Origin of the sequence: Desulfobacter sp. (assembly GCA_028768545.1) — a bacterium.
In the GTDB taxonomy this organism is placed as follows: Bacteria; Desulfobacterota; Desulfobacteria; order Desulfobacterales; family Desulfobacteraceae; genus Desulfobacter.
In genome coordinates this window covers 3069420-3089200 of record CP054838.1, presented here as the reverse complement: position 1 = coordinate 3089200, position 19781 = coordinate 3069420, and the positions used below count along the sequence as shown (strand labels likewise).

Annotated in this window: 13 protein-coding genes and 1 pseudogene; 2 read left to right on the top strand and 12 right to left on the bottom strand. The window is 47.2% G+C overall.

The window, feature by feature from the left end; genetic code table 11:
• Positions 1-7: 7 nt before the first annotated feature.
• Complete coding sequence (gene guaA / locus HUN05_15015) at positions 8-1537, bottom strand: glutamine-hydrolyzing GMP synthase (protein WDP86271.1); 1530 nt, start codon at positions 1535-1537, stop codon at positions 8-10.
• A gap of 168 nt (positions 1538-1705) precedes the next feature.
• On the opposite strand from guaA, the gene efp reads away from it, so the two are divergent.
• Together efp and HUN05_15005 are read left to right on the top strand one after the other, a co-directional pair.
• Entirely contained in the window at positions 1706-2269 is a 564-nt protein-coding gene (gene efp / locus HUN05_15010) for an elongation factor P (GenBank protein WDP86270.1), read from the top strand.
• Entirely contained in the window at positions 2262-4394 is a 2133-nt protein-coding gene (locus tag HUN05_15005) for a response regulator (protein WDP86269.1), read from the top strand. The genes efp and HUN05_15005 overlap by 8 nt, the downstream gene beginning before the upstream one ends.
• A gap of 15 nt (positions 4395-4409) precedes the next feature.
• Here the strand turns inward: HUN05_15005 and topA are convergent, their stop codons facing one another.
• The 11 genes and pseudogenes from topA to parE all read right to left on the bottom strand — a co-directional run bounded on the left by topA (position 4410) and on the right by parE (position 19740).
• Positions 4410-6686: a type I DNA topoisomerase gene (gene topA, locus HUN05_15000; protein ID WDP86268.1), complete on the bottom strand. Its 2277-nt coding sequence runs from the start codon at positions 6684-6686 to the stop codon at positions 4410-4412.
• 2 nt (positions 6687-6688) lie between these two features.
• Positions 6689-7811, bottom strand: a pseudogene (gene dprA, locus HUN05_14995) (DNA-protecting protein DprA).
• Between the two features lie 11 nt (positions 7812-7822).
• Complete coding sequence (gene ybgF / locus HUN05_14990; protein ID WDP86267.1) at positions 7823-8488, bottom strand: tol-pal system protein YbgF; 666 nt, start codon at positions 8486-8488, stop codon at positions 7823-7825.
• Positions 8489-8492: 4 nt separating this feature from the next.
• A complete protein-coding gene (gene secF, locus HUN05_14985; protein ID WDP86266.1) occupies positions 8493-9527 on the bottom strand; it encodes a protein translocase subunit SecF in 1035 nt (344 codons plus the stop codon).
• Positions 9528-9540: 13 nt separating this feature from the next.
• Positions 9541-11112 (bottom strand): protein translocase subunit SecD, encoded by a 1572-nt coding sequence (gene secD, locus HUN05_14980; protein WDP88085.1) that lies wholly within the window; start codon positions 11110-11112, stop codon positions 9541-9543.
• 23 nt (positions 11113-11135) lie between these two features.
• Positions 11136-11480 (bottom strand): preprotein translocase subunit YajC, encoded by a 345-nt coding sequence (gene yajC / locus HUN05_14975; protein ID WDP86265.1) that lies wholly within the window; start codon positions 11478-11480, stop codon positions 11136-11138.
• A 39-nt stretch (positions 11481-11519) separates the two neighbouring features.
• On the bottom strand, positions 11520-12317 hold the full coding sequence (locus HUN05_14970; GenBank protein ID WDP86264.1) for a hypothetical protein: 798 nt from the start codon (positions 12315-12317) through the stop codon (positions 11520-11522).
• 67 nt (positions 12318-12384) lie between these two features.
• Positions 12385-13842, bottom strand: a complete 1458-nt coding sequence (locus tag HUN05_14965) for an Rne/Rng family ribonuclease (protein ID WDP86263.1) — start codon at positions 13840-13842, stop codon at positions 12385-12387.
• A gap of 121 nt (positions 13843-13963) precedes the next feature.
• Positions 13964-15346: a membrane-bound lytic murein transglycosylase MltF gene (mltF, locus tag HUN05_14960; protein WDP86262.1), complete on the bottom strand. Its 1383-nt coding sequence runs from the start codon at positions 15344-15346 to the stop codon at positions 13964-13966.
• Complete coding sequence (gene parC / locus HUN05_14955; GenBank protein WDP86261.1) at positions 15343-17619, bottom strand: DNA topoisomerase IV subunit A; 2277 nt, start codon at positions 17617-17619, stop codon at positions 15343-15345. Before parC ends, mltF begins: the two co-directional genes overlap by 4 nt.
• Positions 17620-17622: 3 nt before the next feature.
• Positions 17623-19740 (bottom strand): DNA topoisomerase IV subunit B, encoded by a 2118-nt coding sequence (gene parE, locus HUN05_14950; protein WDP86260.1) that lies wholly within the window; start codon positions 19738-19740, stop codon positions 17623-17625.
• Between the last annotated feature and the right edge of the window lie 41 nt (positions 19741-19781).

The following is a 19781-nucleotide window of genomic DNA, read 5'->3' as shown; positions in this document are numbered from 1 at the left end:
TCCTGTTTTATTCCCACTCAATGGTTCCGGGAGGTTTTGAGGTGATATCAAAGACAACCCGGTTGATTTTATCCACTTCATTGATAATCCGGTTTGAAACTTTACCCAGAAGATCATGGGGCAGTTTGGCCCAGTCTGCTGTCATGGCGTCGTTAGAGGTCACCGCCCGGATGGCCACGCAGTTTGCAAAGGTTCTTTTGTCTCCCATGACCCCGACACTTTTTACCGGCAGCAGCACAACAAAGGATTGCCAGAGTTTCCTGTAAAGCCCTGCGGCACGGATTTCTTCCAAAAGAATGGTGTCTGCGTCCCTTAGGATGTCAAGTCGTTCTTCGGTGATATCTCCCATGATTCTGATGGCCAGGCCAGGACCCGGGAAGGGCTGGCGCCAGACAAGGTCTTCATTGATTCCAAGTTCAAGTCCAAGTTTTCTGACCTCATCCTTAAACAGAAGCTGAAGCGGTTCTATGAGTTTGAGGTTCATCTCTTCGGGCAGTCCGCCCACATTGTGGTGGGATTTGATAATAGATGTGGGACCGCCAAATGCGGATTTGGATTCGATAATATCCGGGTACAGGGTGCCCTGGCCCAGAAATTCTGCCCCTTGAATTTTTTTGGCTTCGGCGTCAAAAACCTCTATAAATAGTTTTCCTATGATTTTACGCTTGAGCTCGGGATCCGTGACCCCTTTGAGGGCAGATATGAATTTTTCCCTGGCATCCACAAACTTGATGTTCATGTCAAGGTTTTGGGTCAGGCTGATTTCCAGTTGCTCTTTTTCATTGTGGCGCAACAGACCGTTGTCAACAAAAATGCAGTATAGGTTTTTACCCACGGCCTTGTGGATCAGGGTAGCGGCAACGGATGAATCCACGCCCCCGGACAATCCCATGATCACTTTTTTATCCTTTACAGCATCCTTGATCTGGGCAATGGAACCGTCGGAAAAAGATTTCATGGTCCAGTTTTGTTCACAAAGGCAGACATCAAACAAAAAGTGCCGGATCATCAATGCTCCATTGATTGAATGCTCTACCTCCGGGTGGAGCTGGAGTCCGAAAAACTTTTTTTCATGGTTGGCAATGGCGGCAATGGCCGTATTGTCAGTGGATGCGGTTACAATAAACCCTTGGGGAAGGTCTTTGGCCGAGTCTCCATGGCTCATCCAGCACTGAAATTGAGTGTCCATATCCTTGAACAAAGGGCTTGGCTCTTTGAGTTGAAGTTCGGCAAATCCGTATTCCCTTTTTTCAGCACGCTTGATACTGCCGCCTAGGGCATGAACCATATAATGCATCCCGTAGCAGATGCCCAGCACCGGGATGCCCAGGTCAAAAATTGCAGGATCAATAAAAGGAGCGTTCTCCTCGTAAATGGATGAAGGGCCGCCGGACAGGATAATGCCTGTGGGGTTCATCTCTTTGATTTTTTCAAGGGAGATGTCAGCAGGCTCCACCTGGCAATAGACGTTGTTTTCCCTGACCCGCCTGGCAATAAGCTGATTAAATTGTGAACCGAAATCAATTACTATGATCATGATCTGTTTCCTAAAAAAGTTGAATTCTAAATCGGGAAATTTTCCTACAAACCCGTGAAAAAAGCAAGTTGTTTTTAACTGGATCTTGCCAATATCCCTGTATTATGCTTTATTAGAATCACTTTAATAACCTATGGATTTCATCACCTCAACGATTAGGAGCAATGGATGTATTTAGCCAGTGATTTGAGAAAAGGCCTTAAAATGGATATTGACGGTGACCCCCATGTCATTGTTGGATTTGAGTTTAAAAAGCCGGGCAAGGGCCAGTCCCTGTATAAATGCAGGCTGAAAAATATGATTACAGGATCCCAGTTTGAGCGGACTTACAGGTCTGGGGATAAATTTGAAAAAGCCGATCTTGAGGAAGTGGAGATGGAATACCTCTATGCTGACAAGGATAGCTGGTGTTTTATGAATTCATCAAATTACGAGCAGGTTTTTTTGACAAAAGACCAGCTCCAGGACAGCACTGACCTGCTCAAGGACAACACCGTGTGCACGGTATTGCTTCACAATGGACATCCCATCGGGGTAACCCTGCCCAATTTTGTTGTTCTGGAAGTTGTTTCGGCAGAACCCTGGGCCAAGGGCGACACGGCAACAGGCGACACAAAGCCTGCCACCCTTGAAACCGGGTTTGAGGTTCAGGTTCCGCCCTTTGTCAACGAGGGGCAGATGGTCAGAATCGATACCCGTACACGGGTGTATGTTGAACGGGTGAATGAATAAGAAAGTTGAAACCCGCAAGTCAGACCAGGGCCTCAGTGGGTCTGATACCATCTGTTCGTCTCCTGTTCAGCGGATTTTGGTGGTGGATGATGAACCCAGCCTTCGGGCCCTGCTGACCAGTGCGCTTGCACGTGCAGGCTTTACCTGTGAAGAGGCCTGTGATGCTGAAACGGCATGGGATATGATTCTTTCCCAAACCGTTGACGCATTTGATCTCATTATTTCAGATATCTCCATGCCCGGAATGGACGGGATGGAGCTGCTTAAAAAAGTCAAAGCCCATAATCCAGATATTCATTTTATCATCATGACCGGTTATGCGGCCCAGTATTCCTACGTGGATATCATGGATGCCGGGGCGTCGGACTATATGACCAAGCCCTTTAACATCAACTCCACCCTGGCACGAATCAATCGTATTGCCAGGGAAAAAAGCCATCTGATCGAGTTGGAATCGGCTAATGAGCAGCTGAGGCATGCCATGGACCGGGCCAACGATCTGGCCGAGGAAGCCAAAGAGGCCTCTTTGGCCAAAACTTTTTTTCTGGCCGCCATGAGCCATGAAATAAGGATCCCTTTAAACGGGATTGTCGGATATACGGATATGCTCATGGACACCCGCCTGGACACGGAGCAAAAAGCCTTTCTGGAGAGTGCCAGATTTCCCTGCGATACCCTCTTGTCTGTGGTCAATGACATCCTTGATTTTTCCAAGGTGGAGTCCGGCAAGATGAACCTTGAGCAAATGGCCTTTGATCCTGAAGTCCTTTGTTTTGATACTATTGATGTGGTCAGAACCCAGGTGGATGAATCCCGTGTAGAACTGCTTTGCCGGATTTCCGACCAGGTGCCGGCAAAGGTGGTGGGAGATCCCCACAGGTTTCGCCAGATTCTTTTGAATCTGCTGGGCAATGCTGTTAAGTTTACGCCCCAGGGCAGCATCAGTCTCGGTCTGGATGCCATCGTCCTTGAACAGGGAAACACATTGCTCAAGGTAGACGTCTCAGATACCGGAATTGGAATCGCCCTTGAAAATCAGGACGGGATATTTGAGCCTTTTATCCAGTCTGAAGATGCTATTACCAGCCGTTACGGGGGAACCGGTTTAGGTCTTGCCATCAGCCGGAACATTGCCCGAAAAATGGGCGGAGATATTTGGGTGGAGTCTGCCAAAGGCAAGGGGTCCACATTTTATTTTGATGCCCATGTTAAAACCGGTCAGATTGTTTCCTCAGGCAGGATCCGGCCGGCAAGGCTTAAGGGAAAAAAGATATTGGTGATGTCAACCGGAGAGGATGCATCCAAAGTTTTGGCCCATCTTCTGGTCTCTGCACAGGTAAAGGCCGATATCAAATCTTTGGATGAACTTCCCCAGGTTTTAAGGGGGATGGATTCTCCGGGTGCTGCCTTTTCTGACTATGATCTGGGGATCATTGATTTTGGCAAATCAATCAAACCCTTTGCCCGGGATATTACCGGGTTGATGAACGGCACGAAACCCGAGGATTTTCCCTTTAAATGGATGGCCTGTTCGGTTCCTTTTCCGGGCATTGCCAAGATATTTGAGAAAAGTGGTTTTAAGGGGTTTATTCCCAAGCCTGCCAGAAAAGCCCCGCTCCTTGAAATGGCTGCCCATATGATGGGTATGATTGATGAAGAAAAATCCCAAACAGCCAAGGCCTCTATTCTGACTTCCCATTCCATCTCTGAAAAGACCAAAACAGATGCCCTGATTCTTTTGGTCGAAGATAATCCGGTCAACCAGAAATTGGCCATGCTCATGATGACCCGGGCAGGATACCAGGTTGAAGTGGCCGGGAACGGACAAGAGGCCCTTAGCGCCTACCGGGCAGTACCTTCAAAATTTGATCTGGTGCTCATGGATATCAATATGCCGGTGATGGACGGGTTTGAGGCCTGCCAAAGAATCCGTTTTTATGAAAAGGAAAAAGAGCTTAATCCCGTACCGGTTTTGGCGCTGACGGCAAATGTTCTGGATGATTTTAAACAAAGGTGCAAAGCCGTGGGCATGAATGATTTTTTAACCAAACTCATCAAGCGGGAGGTGGTCTTTTCCGCCATCCAAAAATGGGTTCGCCAGCCGGATTCCAAACCCATCACCTGATCTGTGCCCCTGCTTTTATTCGGGCAGAATGCTCTCTTTGAATTGGCAGTCCCGATTGGGACATTTTAAAAATTTACCGTCCCGTTTGGTCTCTTTTTGAACAAGAAAGGGAGAATCACAAAGGGGACAGGCCTTGTCAACGGGTTTGTCCCAGGATGCAAATTTACACTCCGGATATAAAGAGCAACCGTAAAAAATTTTCCCCCGTTTGGATTTTTTTTCCAGAACACTGCCTTTGCAGCCTTTTTCAGGGCAGGGCACGCCTGTATCATTGGTGGCGTTATCCTGGCCCACAGATTCGGTGTGCTTGCATTCAGGATACCCTGTACAGGCTAAAAACAAGCCGAACCGCCCGTCTTTTTGAACCATGGGTTGTCCGCATTTTGGACAGTCCTTGACAGGTTCACTGTCTGCAATTTTTTCGACAATGGAGATATTCCCCTTTTCATCCCGGGTGTAATTGCTGGTAAATCCGCATTCAGGGTAGCCTGTGCAGGCCAGAAAATGTCCGTTTCTCCCAATTTTGATATTGACGGGTTTGGTGCACAAGGGACATGAAATACCGGTTTCCACGCCCACACCCTTGACAGAGACCATGTTGTCTTTGGCATTGTCCAGGGTGAGTTTAAACCCTTTGTAAAATTTTTTGAGCAGGTCCACTTCATCGAGCTTGCCCTGTTCAACATCATCAAGATTGGTTTCCATCTGGGCGGTAAATGAAATGTCCAGAAGATCCGGAAAAGAGTCGACCAATAGTTCATTTACGATAAATCCAAGCTCGCTGGGAATAAAATAACGTTTGATCAGTTCCACATACCCCTTGTCCTGGATCACCCCGAGGATGGAGGCATAGGTGGACGGTCTTCCAATTCCGTTTTTTTCAAGCTCCTTGACCAGAGAGGCTTCTGAAAACCTGGGTGGCGGCTTGGTAAAGTGCTGTTTGGGGTTGATTTTTATGGTGGACAGCAGATCCCCTTCTTCCACCGGGGGCAGGGCCTGAATATCCTTTTCCTTTGTTTTTTCAGCAACGGCATAAAGCCGCATATACCCGTCAAATTTAGTTGTAGACCCGGATACTGAAAAAAGATATTTTTCTCCTGCCTTGATGAGAATGGCTTTTTGATCAATCAGGGCCTGGGCCATCTGGGACGCTACAAAGCGTTTCCAGATCAGGTCATAAAGCCGAAACTGATCTTCTGTAAAAAAGGATTTAAGCTTGGCAGGGGTATTATAGACCGAGGTGGGCCGGATGGCTTCATGGGCATCCTGGGCCTTGTTTTTGTTTTTGAAAAATCTGGGGGACTTCAGGGCATATTCAGGGCCATAGTCCCTGGCAATAAGCGAGAGGGCCTCATGGGCAGCTTCCGGGGCAATACGTGTGGAGTCTGTACGCATATAGGTGATCAGACCCTCGGGGCCGCCGGTACCGATTTCAATCCCTTCGTAGAGCTGCTGGGCCACCACCATGGTTTTCTTTGCTGAAAACCGAAGCCGGTTAATGGCGTCCTGTTGAAGCTTACTGGTGATAAAGGGGGGCAGAGGGTTGCGTTTGACGGTCTTTTTTTTGATCTGGTCCACAACAAACTGGGCAGCTTCAAGATCCGAAACAATGGACATGGCCTGGGTCTGGTCGGAGACCTTGGCTTTTTTATTGGCGATTTTGGTCAGGGCGGCATTGAACTCAGGGGGATTTTGGGCCAGAAGATCGCTGGTAATGGTCCAGTACTCTTCAGGTTCAAAAAGACGTATCTCCCGCTCCCGGTCACAGATGATTCTTACAGCCACGGACTGGACCCGTCCTGCACTTAATCCCCGCTGGACCTTTTGCCATAAAATCGGAGAGATCTGGTATCCCACCAGTCGGTCAAGTTTTCGTCTGGCCTGCTGGGCATCATATTTGTCTGCATCGGGCACCAATGTTTTTTCAAGGGCTTCGGTGATCCCTTTTTTAGTCAGCTCGTGAATCAGAACCCTGTGAAATTTGCGTCCCTTTTTTTTAAGGATATCCATGATATGAAAAGCAATGGCCTCTCCTTCACGGTCAGGGTCAGGCGCCAGGTAAACCTGGTCGGTATCCTTGGCAATTTTTTTCAGGTTGGATATGACCTTGGTTTTGTCTTTTATATTAACGTATTCGGCCTTAAAATTGTCATCCACATCAATCCCGAGTTTTTTAACAGGAAGGTCTCGGATATGTCCGGCACTTGCTGCGACATTATATCCTTTGCCCACATATTTTTTAAGGGTCTTAATTTTGGTGGGTGACTCGACAATGATGAGCGGTTTTGCCAATTTTATTCCTCCGATTTCGAAAAATAGTTCCCAGGATGCCGTATTATATGCCCTGCTAATTCCATGTCAACCAGGGTTGCCAGTATAATCGGGCTTTTCATTCCAGTGGATGCTATGATCGTATCAATATGTTTGGGGGTATGGATCCAGGTGTTTATATACCAAAGTCCAGGTTTTGTCCATGACTGGAAACTCTTTTTTATCCCCCCTTTTTTCTTCCGAGGTTGAGGGCTCTGAATGAACAAACTGGTTGAGTTCTTCAAGGATATCTGTTTCATCTTCGACCAGGTGGGCCCCCTGGCACAGCAAGGCATGGGTGCCCCGACTGGTTGTAGAGCGGATACTGCCCGGCACGGCAAACACCTCCCGGTTATATTCGCAGGCCAGCCGGGCCGTGATCAAAGAACCGCTTCTTTGGGCGGCCTCAACCACAATGGTGCCGGTACTCAACCCTGCAATGATCCGGTTGCGCTGGGGAAACAATTGAGGCAAAGGCGGGGTGTCCAGATTAAATTCAGAGATCACCGCTCCCTTTGCCCTTATTTTTTCGTAAAGGGGTTTATTCTGTCTGGGATAGATATGGTCAAGGCCGGATCCCAAAATGGCAAGGGTTTTGCCTGAAGATTTTAGGGCTCCCTTGTGGGCCGCGGTATCAATTCCCACAACCATGCCGCTGACCACGGTAAATCCTTTTTGGGCCAATTGGTTTGCCAGGTGGCTCGCCGTATCAAGTCCGTACCGTGTGGCCTTTCTGGAACCCACAATGGAAATACAAGGAGAGTCAGAATCAAGGTGGCCGTCATAGGTTAAAACCGGAGGAGGATCCGGTATTTTTTTGAGCAGGGCAGGATACCAGGGAGCCACCAGGCTTGCGATCTTGAGCCCTTTTGCCAAAATCTTTCCAAGTTGCTGCTTTGCCAGGTCTTGGTATTTTAAATGGCGGTGAATGGCCTGAATATTTTTTTTGCGGATTCCCTTAATTGCGGACAATTGGTCAACGCCTGCATTGAAAATGGCCTTGGGAGATTCAAACGCCCGGATTAATCGTTTGATGACCCGGTGGTTTAACCCGGGTATTTCCCTGAGTATGAACCATGGCAGATATGTATCCCAGTATTTGTCCATTCCATCACAGGCTATTGAAATTCTTTGAGTTTTACCTGCGCCTTTTTTGCCGCCAGAGAAAAGGGATGTTTTTTAATCACCTGTTTGAAATAGTGGCTGGCCCGGTTGGCATCGTCCAGTGAAACATAGGCATACCCGGTTTTAAGAAGGGCATCAGGTACTTTACCCGCCTTGGGGTATTGTTTGACCAGGGTTTTGAATATTTCAATGGATTTTTGATATTCCCCGGTGGTGTAATAGCATTCGCCTAACCAGTAAAGGGCATTGTCTGCCAGAGCATGGCCCGGATGCTTGTCGGCAAAGGTGGCAAAAAGATCGGCTGCATTGTCTGTCTCATTGGCCAGCAACAGGGTTCTTGCCTTTTCATAAAGCTTTGCAGGATCAGAATATTCAATGGTATACACCACTTTTTTTTGTCCGGCAACCTGGGTCTCAAGGGTGGTGACCTTGTCTTCAAGTACAACGATTTTTTTTTCAAGATCCTGAATCTGGTTTTGCTCTGGCGCGGGTTTGTTGTTTGAATCAGACTGGGGCAGGGGCTTTTCAGTTCCTATACCGGCCGGGTCCGGCTCTCCATGTTCGGTTTTGAAATAATCCAAAGCAGAACATGAAGAGACCAGAACCACCGCTGAAATAAGGAAAAATAATTTGATCAGGACGGGTTTTGCCTGAAACATGGATTTATCCTTTTTTTTGAGCTGCAAGCACAAGTGGGGTTGCAACAAATATGGACGAAAAGGTACCAATGATAACGCCGATGATCATTGCCAGGGCAAAATTATGAATAATTTCACCGCCCAGAAAAAACAGGGCCAAAAGAACAATCAGGGTGGTCAAAGAGGTCAGAATCGTCCGGGACAAGGTTTCATTAATGCTTTTGTTGTACAGATCGGGCAGGGCTGCCTTGTCGGTAATGCCTTTAATATTTTCCCTGATCCGGTCAAATACAATGATAGTATCGTTCAAGGAATACCCGATAATGGTCAAAAGGGCCGCGATAATGGGCAATGAAAAATCCAGATTAAGAAGGGAAAAAATACCCACGGTGATAAATACATCATGGATCAGGGCCACAATAGCGCCAATGGCATATTGGAGTTTTAAAGTCCAGAAAAGTCCCAAAGAGACCAGCAGGGCCGCGGTAATCAAAAAAGGCATGGACACGTTGAAAACAGATAAGAAATACACCGCTGTCATCAATGCCCCTGCCGTAATTCCGGCAATGGTCCATTTTTGTTCAAACCGGCCTGAAATATAGATGGTGATAAACAAGAGGGAATAAAAAATTGCCAAAAGGGCCTTTTTTTTCAGATCATAACCGACCTGGGGGCCGACCATTTCCACCCTGCGGATTTCAGGAACAAGTTGGGTGGCCTTTTCAAGCCCTGATATAAGGACCTCTTCCTGGTTGCTGCCAAGGGCATGGGCATTGGAGGTCCTGATCAGGTATTCATTGTTTTGGGCCTGGCCAAATCCCTGGACGGCCACATCCTTGAGCCCCAGGGTGTTGAGTCCTTTTCTGATATCGGAAATGGCTGCTTTCTGGGTGAATTTGACCTGGACCAAAGTGCCGCCGACAAAGTCAATCCCGTAGTTGGGACCCTTGTGGACAATCAGGGCCACAATACCTGCAATAATAAGCGTCAGGGAGAAAAATAACCCGAGTTTCTGTTTTCCGATAAAGTCTATGTTAACATCAGACTTGATAAACTGCATTATATAGGTTCCTTTATATACTGAGAGTGGATGATTGTTTATTTTGGAGAATCAAATCATAGATGCTCTTGGACAAAATCAGGGCCGTAAACAAGCTGGCCACGATACCTAAAGCAAGGGTGACGGCAAATCCTTTGATGGGACCTGTACCGAACTGGAAGAGAACAATGGCGGCGATCAAGGTGGTGACATTGGCATCAAGAATGGTCAATGTGGCCCGTTCGTAACCGGCATGAACTGCTGCCAGAGCAGTTCTTCCAGCCCTGAGTTCTTCTCTGATTCTTTCAAAGATAATGACATTGGCATCCACGGCCATACCAATGGTAAGGATGATGCCGGCAATGCCCGGCAGAGTCAAGGTCGCCTGGAAAGCGGCAAGTCCGCCCCCTATGAGAATGATATTGATAATCAGGGCCAAGTCGGCAATCAGGCCTGCCCCTTTGTAGTAGATCAGCATAAAGGCAATCACCAGGGCCCCGCCCACGACCATGGACATCAGACCCATGCGTACGGAATCAGCACCCAGAGTTGGGCCGACGGTCCGTTCTTCAATGATGGTCACAGGGGCGGGAAGAGAACCTGCCCGAAGTGCAATGGCAAGGTCTTTGGCCTCTTCCAAGGAAAATTGACCGGTAATTCTGGCCTTTCCCCCGGCAATGCGTTCCTGGATATTGGGTGCGGAATAGACGGTTTTATCAAGGACAATGGCCAGACGTTTGTTGACGTTTGCAGCGGTGATCCTGTCAAAAATCCGGGCCCCTTTCCGGGAAAATTCAATGGCCACCTGGGGCTGTTGAAACTGGTCAAACTCCACCCGGGCATTGATGAGAAGGCTGCCGTCCAAAAGTACCTGTTTTTTAATGAGAAAAGGCACCCGGGTTTCATTTCCGGAGTTGGGATCGACTTTTTGCTGATAGAGGATTTCAGATCCCACCGGAGGGTTGCCTTCAAGGGCTGTTCTCACATCTGCCTGATCATTGACCAGCTGGAATGTCAGCTGTGCGGTTTTGCCGATCAGTCCCTTGGCCCGGTCTGGATCTTTGATACCCGGCAATTGGAGCAATATACGGTTTGATCCCTGAATCCGGATGTCCGGCTCAGATACCCCAAACTCGTCAATCCTGTTTCGAATGGTTTCCAAGGCCTGTTCAGTGGCCATTTTTTTAATGGAGGCGGTTTCCTTGTCAGGAAGGTTTAAGGTAAATGCCAGGCCCTGGTCCAGGGTCTTTACAGAAGGAATTTCAAGGTTGGAATAATCTTCTGAAAGCAATTTTTCCACCTTTGTCCTATTGTCCTGGCCTGAAATTTTAGCAATAATCTGGTTGTCAGGGGTACGGGTAATTCCCAGATGCTTGATCCCCACTTTTCTTAAATCCTTTTTGAGTTCTGCTATGGTTCTTTCCATCTCGGCTTCAACCGCTTTCTCATTTTGAACTTCAAGAACCAGGTGCATGCCGCCCTGAAGATCCAGGCCCAGGTTTATTTTTTTATGGGGCCAGGTATCCATAAAGGTGGGAAGCAGACAGACAACAGCGGCAACAATAGTACCCAGAATCAATATGCGTTTAAAGGTAAATAATTTCAATCTCATCACTCCTAAAGGATAATTTATTTCTTTTCTTTGGATTTAGCAGCAGGTTCATTGTCCGTCACTAAGGCTGCAACATTTCCCCTGGAAATTTTAATTTTAATTTTTTCGGCAATTTCAAGGCCGATGGTGGTGTCGTCAATGGACAAAATTGTGCCGTAAATTCCCCCTGAAGTGACAATCCGGTTCCCTTTTTTAAGGTTGCTGATCATATCTCTGTGCTCTTTGGCCTTTTTTTGTTGGGGCCGGATTAAGAGAAAATAAAAAATGGCAAACAAGATGATGATGGGTAAAAATCCTGCAAGTCCGCCTGCCTGTCCTTGTGCTCCACCGGTTTGTCCCATTGCAAATGCTGTGCTAATCAAGGTCTTCCTCCTTAACTGATAAAAATTCTTTCATGCTTTTTAAGATTTCTTCACAGGGATCCAGATGTTTTTCCCGTCAAACTGGATCCTGTTTACATTGTCAAAATTTATTTGCTCGAGCAAAGCAAACACGGCGTCCATATTATAGACAACGACTTTGCTCAAGGGTTCAAGGATATTTATATCCTGGGTTACCTTTTCTTCGTGAAGGTTGTAGATGATCACCATGGTCTCTGAAAATTTTAAAATTTTACCCACGCCGGAACTCATCCCGCCGGTGCCGGGTTCATCTGCTCCCTCTTTAATGATCAGGCCCTTGTCCGTATAATAATCTTTGAGTATCCTGAAGTGGATATTCCAGATATTATCACCGGGCTGGACCACATAAATTCCATAGGTTTGGGTTTTTACGGGCCGGGTGGTCCCAGAGTCAAGGATTTGTTCTTCAAAAACCTGGCCTTTCTTTTTAAATGCCTGTTCCAGGATTTTTTGCATGGACACAGTGGATTTACCAACGGTAAAGGATTCATCCGACTGAACAATCATGTCCAGGCTTTTTTTGATGCCATGCTTTTCTTTCCTGTGCCCCATCATTGTTTTAAGGGTTTCATCCTTTTTAAGATCCTGAAAAACGATGGGCTCTGATTTTTTGATCTTGCCTGTAACTTTTTGGGATTCAGCCGGTGCTGATACCTTGCCCGGGTGTGTCCTGTCTGCCTGTTTTAATTTTGAGGCTGAATTTTTTTGGAACATAAACAATCCCAGTGCCGCAACCGCAATACACAGGGCAAGGGCTGCAATCATTCCTGGTTTTTGTTTACCCCGTTTCAGGAGCATCTGTTCTCCTTTTTAGTTGTGTTGAAATTGTTCAGATACACAAATGTGCCGGTATTGTCAACCCGGCCTAATTGATCCTGCTCTCTCCTGCGACCATATTTGGATCAATCTCAATATTGATGCTGACCTGTCTTTTGGTCTCAATATCAATGAGTTCTTCCCTTTTGGTATTTAAAATATAATAGGCCGCCTCGGGCGGGACAAAACAATTGAATGTCTGGTCTTTTTCAGCTTTCAGGGTTTTCAGGGTCAGCTGGCGTAAAAAAGCCAGACACTGGGTCTCAACCGAAGGGGTCATTCCCCTGCCGTTGCAGTGTTTGCAAGTTTCATAGGCCCCGTAGGTAATGGAATGGCGGATGCGCTGCCTGGACATTTCCAAAAGGCCGAAGGCTGTGATGCCGCCCACCTTTGTTTTGGCTTTGTCAGATTTTAAATGTTTTTTTAATGTTTTGGTTATATCCGCCTTGTGTCTGCGTTCTTTCATGTCAATGAAGTCCACCACGATAAGCCCGCCCATGTCCCGGAGTCGAAGCTGGCGTGCCACCTCTTCTGCCGCTTCAAGGTTGGTATGATAAGCGGTTTCTTCAATATTTTTTTTCTTGGTTGATTTTCCGGAGTTGACATCAATGGAGACCAGGGCCTCTGTCTGTTCAATCACTAAAAATCCGCCGGATTTAAGGGCAACCTCCCGGCGGTAAATGGATGAGATCTGCTCTTCCAACTGGTATTTGGTAAATATGGGTTTTTCCCCTTTGAACAGCCTGACAATTTTTTGCTGTTTGGGGGCAATCAGTCCTATGAATTCTTTGACCTCCTTAAAGGTCTCAGGACTGTCAATGAGGATTTCTTTGATGTCAGTGGTAAAATAATCCCTCAGGGAGCGGACCGCCAGGCTCTGTTCTTTGTACAGCAGACAGGGGGCCTGGTTTTTAACGGCCAGTTTGTCAATATTTTTCCATACCCGCATTAGGTATCTTAAATCTGCCGTGAGCAGGGTTTTTGTGGCATTTTTTCCGGCGGTTCTGACAATCATGCCGAATCCTTCGGCAATTTTCATTCCCTTTAGGATTTTAACCAGCCGTTTTCGTTCGTCCTCTTCATTGATTTTTCTGGACACCCCCCGGGTGGTATTGCCGGGCATGAGTACCCCGAACCGTCCGGGCAATGAAATATAGGTGGTGAGCATGGCCCCCTTGAGGTTGATGGGATCCTTGGAGACCTGGACAATCATTTCCTGGCCTTTTTTAATGAGATTGAACAGGGCTTTGTCTTTTTTTTCAACATCCTGGAAATAGTCGGGATGGATTTCATTTTTTTGTAAAAACCCGTTTTTATTTCCCCCGTAGTCCACAAAAACAGCCTGGAGGCTCTGTTCTACCCGGGTCACAATCCCTTTGTAAATATTTCCTTTGGTGACTTCTTTGGCTGAGGTCTCTATGTGAAATTGATCTAGCTTGTTATCACAAACGGCAGCAATCCTATTTTCTTCAGGATCCAATGCATTGATTAGTATTTTTCTAGTCATTCAGTTTCTCGTTTTTTAAAATTTGTATGAGTTGACCTGCCTGATAATGGGTAGCCCTATGTGGTACTAATCAATTGAACCACGCAAGTCAAATTTTTTATCGTCTATCCTGTATCTATTTTCAGGATAATGTTTTTTGTTTGAGAATATCAAAGTAGGTCAGTATCCGTGTCACATACCGAACCGGTTCCCATCCCCTGGCATAACCATGCTGGGTCTTTTTGTAGTAGCTGGCCTTGGACAGAAGGGGCAATGTCTTTTTTAAGGCCTGCCAGGTCTGGGTATCGTAGCCTTTTTGTTCTGCTATTTTCAAGGCATCCAGAACATGGCCGTATCCGACATTGTAGCTTGCCAGGGCAAACAACAGCCGTTGATATTCATCTTCAATATAGTTGAACCGCTGGTACATCAGGTTGAGGTATTTGATCCCGGCCTTTATGCTTTCATTGGGATCCAGGCGGTTGGAAATCCCCATTTCCTTGGCCGTGGCATGGGTGACCTGCATCAGGCCCCTGACATTGGTAAAGCTTTTTGCCCTGGGGTCAAAATGGGATTCCTGGTAGACCACGGAAGCCACAAGCCGCCAGTCAAATTCGTATTTTGCAGATTCTTCCACAATCACATCCTTGTATTTGGGCAGTCTTGTCTGGATGCGTTGATGGAACTTTTTTAATTCATAGACATCAAAATTTTTGATGTTTTCATAATACTTTTCCGTAATCTTTTTAAGGATTCCTTTTTCATTGGCATAAAGGAAGAACCGGTTGACCTCCCTGAGCATTTCAGAATCGTCTTTGCGCACGGCCCATGCAAGGGATTCTTTTTCCTGAATGGGGATGCCAATGGCGATATCGGGAAAGTAGCGTTTGTTGAGCAGGGCCAGGTTGGAATCGGCAATGGTAAATTTGATCTGCCGGTCGTGGACCATGGCAATGAGTTCTTTTGTGGGGGTGTTGTCATGGAGGATATATTTAAGGTCAATGCCGGAGTCTTTGATCTGGGACAGTCTGGAATGATATGAGGTGGATCTGCGAACATGAAAGGTCCTAAATATCATGTCATCAATGTTTTGGGGACCAAAAACCAGGTTGTGGTGAATGATCCGCTGCTGGATGGTCATATAGGGGATTGAAAAATCGGCATGCTCCAACCGCTGCCGGGTAATGGCAATGCCCGCGGCAATAAAGTCCCCTTTGCCCTGATCAAGATAGGTGAATATGTTGTTCCAGCCAGGGGTCACTATGTCCAGTTCGACATTCATGTATTCGGCAAAGGCCATGGCCAGGTCATATTCAAAACCGGTGGGCTGTCCCCCGTAATAATAATAGGTGTTCATTCCGTTGGCCGTAATCAGTCTGAGTTTTCCGGCCTGCTGAATTTTTTCCACCGTGTTCAGGGACTGGCCCAATTCCCGGGTGTGAATCAAAATGGATACCCAGATAAATCCAAGGCTAAGCCCGATAAGGGTGATAAAGATGGAATGTTTTTTTAAAAAGGGTCTCATGAAATTGTGTCATCCGATGATAGAATCACTTCAAGGGTGTCAACATTTCTGTATCCTCTGGGCAACAGTTTGCCTCTTCTCCCGCGCATTCCAATATAATCTTGTTGGTTGCCCGGGCTCAGCCTTAGGAAATGCTTGCCAGAATGTATAACAAGGTTTGATTTTAATGGCAATATTTTTAGGAACTTAAGTTTTTCCGGATCTGAGTCTGATTTGTCCGGCCGGGGAATGTGGATGATTTTATTCCCCTTACCCTTTTTAAGCCTTGGCAGCTGTTTGATATCAAAGATCAACACCCGCCCCTTGGTTGTGATCGCAATGACATTGTCGGTTTCAATTGTCGGCACCAGCCTTGGCTGAACCGGCATCTGGCCGGAGGGTACGGTCACAATAGCCTTGCCGTTTTTATAATTCGTGAGCAAATCTCCAAATTTCAGGATAAACCCGTACCCGCTGTCTGCCCCGACAAGGTACAGGTCCTGGGCATCCCCTGAAATCATATGACAAATGGAGGTGTTCGGTGCCATGGTCAGGTGTCCGGTGACAGGTTCCCCATTACTCCGGGCCGAAGGCAAATCATGGGAATAGAGGGTATATGCCCTTCCGGTGTTGTCCATGAGGGAAATGGGCTTGTCGCTCCGGGTCCTTAAATGGCACATGAGATGATCGCCGGACCTGAATTTGGCATTTTCCGGTTTGATGTCGTGACCCTTGGCAGAACGGATCCAGCCGTTGGTGGACAGGATAATGGTGACCGGCTCTACATCAATGACATCTGTGGCGGAAAAGGCTTCGGCATCTTTTCTTTCCTTGATGGGGGATCTGCGTTTGTCGCCGTATTTTTTGGCATCTTCTTTTATTTCATTGATGAAAAATTTTTTAAATGCCTTTGGAGAGCTGAGCAGTTTTTCAAGGGTTTTTCTTTCCAGGTCAAGGGCATCCATCTCGGAGATGATTTTAATCTCTTCAAGTCTGGCCAGCTGTCGCAAGCGTATTTCCAGAATGGCCTTGGCCTGAATTTCACTGAGATCAAAAGCCTTGATGAGATCTTTTTTGGGATGGTCTGATTGGCGTATGATTCTTATGACTTCGTCAATATTCAGATAGGCAATTTTAAATCCCTCTATAATATGAAGCCTTGACAGCACTTGATCCAGGCGGAATTTGAGTTTCTTCTCAATGGTCCGGCGTCTGAATACCAGCCATTCTGAAAGAACTTGAACCAGGCTTTTCACCCCGGGTCTTTTGTCAAGCCCGATCATATTCATGTTAACGGAATATGATTTTTCAAGATCTGTGGTGGCAAATAAATGATCGGCCAGGGCGGTATAATCCACCCGGTTGGATTTGGGAATGATCACAAGCCGTGTTGGGTCTTCATGGTCAGACTCGTCTCTGATGTCTGTGACCATGGGCAGTTTTTTGGCCGCCATCTGTGAGGCGATCTGCTCGTAAATTTTTTCGGTGGATGCGTGGTAGGGCAGGGCGTTAAACACAATTTCGCCATCCTCAATTTCATACTTTGCCCGCATTTTGATCCGCCCTTTTCCCGTCTCATAGGTCTGGAGGATTTCATGGCGGGGGGTAATGATTTCAGCGGCAGTCGGAAAATCCGGGCCTTTGATGAATTTGCATACTTGGGCTGTATCGGCATCTTCATTTTCAATGAGGTGAATCAGGGCTTTGGCAACTTCCCTTAAATTATGGGGTAAAATGGATGTGGCCATGCCCACGGCAATACCTGTGGTCCCGTTGAGAAGCAGGTTGGGCAGGCGGGCCGGTAAAAGAGTCGGCTCATTCAATGTGCCGTCAAAGTTGGGTACCCAGTCCACTGTGCCCTGGTCCAGCTCTCCTAAAAATATGGCGGCATAGGGGGATAACCTGGATTCGGTATACCGCATGGCTGCAAAGGATTTGGGATCATTTGGATCCCCCCAGTTTCCCTGGCCGTCCACCAGGGGGTATCGAAGTGAAAAAGGCTGGGCCATGAGCACCATGGCTTCATAACAGGCTGAGTCGCCATGGGGATGAAATTTACCCAACACATCCCCCACGGTTCTGGCGGACTTTTTAAACTTTGCCGTGGAGGAAAGCCCCAGCTGGCTCATGGAATAAACAATGCGCCGCTGAACCGGTTTAAGCCCGTCTCCAATATGGGGCAGTGCCCGGTCCAAGATGACATACATGGAATAGTTGAGATAGGCATTCTGGGTAAACTCCTGAAAGGGGAGTTTTTCGTATTCTTCTACGGTTGAAGGCAGGGTATTGGTCATTATTTAATTCTCTTTAATTACACCATGGGTTTCAATCCAGCGTTTTCTGTCCTTGGCCCGCTTTTTTCCCAGCAGCATGTCCATGATTTCCCAGACATCCTTGTCCTTATTGTTAAAGGGCACAGGGGTGCTATCCTGGAAGGGGGTGGATTGAAGCTCGCTTTGGGGTTCAATCTCTTTGTCTGGCCGGTCCAGGGCCTGTTCACGGCTTTTTTCTAAACTTTCATTTTCCTGTTGGCCTGGTTTGTTCCCCTGGGGGGCAAAAGAGTCGTATGACAGACCCGAACCCGGGTCCACAGGCGGATCAATGGTGAGCTGAACCAATCGTCTTGAATCCGGGGCAATGGTGGTTTCCTTGAGCTGTGCCGGGTTCATTTCACCCAACCCTTTAAAGCGCTGGATATTGATTTTTGTTTTTTTCTTTCGTTTGTTCAAGCGTTTGATAATGGCGTTTCTTTCAGAATCATCCAGGGCGTAGAAGACATCCTTGCCCATGTCAATGCGGTATAGCGGAGGCATGGCCACAAACACATGACCGTTTTTCACCACTTCAGGGAAATGCTTTAAAAATAAAGCACAGATCAGGGTGGCAATGTGAAGCCCGTCAGAGTCGGCATCTGCCAGGATGCAAAGCTTGTTGTAGCGCAGTTTGGATATGTCGCTGGATCCGGGCACCACGCCGAGTACCTGGGAGATATCACGGATTTCCTTGGATTCAAGAATGGATGATGATGAGACATCCCAGGTGTTCATTATTTTTCCGCGCAAGGGCATGATGGCCTGGAAACGTCTGTCCCTAGCCTGCTTGGCTGATCCGCCTGCGGAGTCCCCCTCCACAAAGAACAGCTCTCTTAAATTTTGGTCGTCACTGGAGCAGTCCGAGAGTTTGGCCGGCAGGGTCACCCCGTTGGATGCTCTTTTTTTGGTGACCTTTTTGCTTTTTTTTACCCTGGCCCTGGCATTGTCCACGGCCAGGGCCGCCAGGGCCTCTCCAAGTTCAACGTTTTGGTTAAGCCAGAGGCTGAAGGCATCCCTGACCTGGAGATTGACCAGGTTGGCACAATGCCTGGACGAAAGCCTTTCTTTGGTTTGGCTGGAAAACTGGGCTTCCACAAGTTTTACGGACAAGACATAGCCCACGTTCTGCCAGATGTCTTCCGGTGCTAAAAACAGCCCCTTGGGCAACAGGTTTCTGAACTTGCAAAATTCCCTGATGGATTCGAGAAGTCCTGACCTGAACCCGTTGACATGGGTGCCGCCGAGTTTTGTGGGGATCAGGTTGACAAAGCTTTCTTCTATGTTCAGGCTGGTCTGGTCGCCCCAGTTGATGGCCCAGATGGCCTGGAAATCTTCTCCCTCGCATTTGCCGGTAAACGGATCGGGAAACAAGATCTTTTTTTCGGTTAGGTGTTCTTTGAGATATTCATCCAGGCCGTTGGTGTAACACCAGGTTTTGCGTTCCTTTGTTTCTTCAAGGGTAAAACTTGTGGTCAAACCCTGGCAGAGAACAGATTTTGATTTTAAGGCCGTTTGAATGGCCTCTTTGGAAAATGTTTTGACGTCAAAATATTCCGGTGCCGGGGCAAAGCAGACTTGGGTGCCGGTGTTCTTTTGTCCCACCGTACCGATGGCTTCTAGGGCCTTTGTTTTAAATCCGTTTTCAAAGGAGATGGCAAATTTTTTACCCTCCCTTTTGATAATAATATCCAATTGGGAGGACAAGGCATTGACCACAGAAACGCCCACACCGTGAAGGCCGCCTGAAAAGGCATAATCCTTGGACGAAAATTTGGCTCCGGCATGGAGTTTGGTCATGATCAGTTCCACACCTGAAATGCCTTCTTTGGGGTGGATATCCACGGGCATGCCCCTGCCGTTGTCCGACACGATGATCCGATTGTCCCGGGTCAGGGTCACGTCAATGGCTGTGGCAAATCCTGCAATGGCTTCATCCACACTATTGTCAATGACTTCAAAGACCAGGTGGTCAGGACTTGTGGTATCCGTGTACATTCCAGGTCTTCTTTTGACCGGGTCCAGGCCCTTGAGCACCTCTATGGACTGGGCATCATACCCGTTATCCGAACTTGTTTTTTCTGGTTTGGTATCAAATAATTTCATAAAATTATTCTGTTATGCTATACAGGTTAAAGCTTAAATTA

What these genes read in the sequence shown, in the direction of transcription:
- efp (WDP86270.1), top strand. Translation starts at nt 1,706, where the DNA reads ATGTATTTAGCCAGTGATTTGAGAAAAGGCCTTAAAATGGATATTGAC.
- HUN05_14965 (WDP86263.1), bottom strand. Translation starts at nt 13,842, where the DNA reads ATGACTAGAAAAATACTAATCAATGCATTGGATCCTGAAGAAAATAGG.
- HUN05_15005 (WDP86269.1), top strand. Translation starts at nt 2,262, where the DNA reads ATGAATAAGAAAGTTGAAACCCGCAAGTCAGACCAGGGCCTCAGTGGG.
- mltF (WDP86262.1), bottom strand. Translation starts at nt 15,346, where the DNA reads ATGAGACCCTTTTTAAAAAAACATTCCATCTTTATCACCCTTATCGGG.
- secF (WDP86266.1), bottom strand. Translation starts at nt 9,527, where the DNA reads ATGCAGTTTATCAAGTCTGATGTTAACATAGACTTTATCGGAAAACAG.
- HUN05_14970 (WDP86264.1), bottom strand. Translation starts at nt 12,317, where the DNA reads ATGCTCCTGAAACGGGGTAAACAAAAACCAGGAATGATTGCAGCCCTT.
- guaA (WDP86271.1), bottom strand. Translation starts at nt 1,537, where the DNA reads ATGATCATAGTAATTGATTTCGGTTCACAATTTAATCAGCTTATTGCC.
- parE (WDP86260.1), bottom strand. Translation starts at nt 19,740, where the DNA reads ATGAAATTATTTGATACCAAACCAGAAAAAACAAGTTCGGATAACGGG.
- ybgF (WDP86267.1), bottom strand. Translation starts at nt 8,488, where the DNA reads ATGTTTCAGGCAAAACCCGTCCTGATCAAATTATTTTTCCTTATTTCA.
- parC (WDP86261.1), bottom strand. Translation starts at nt 17,619, where the DNA reads ATGACCAATACCCTGCCTTCAACCGTAGAAGAATACGAAAAACTCCCC.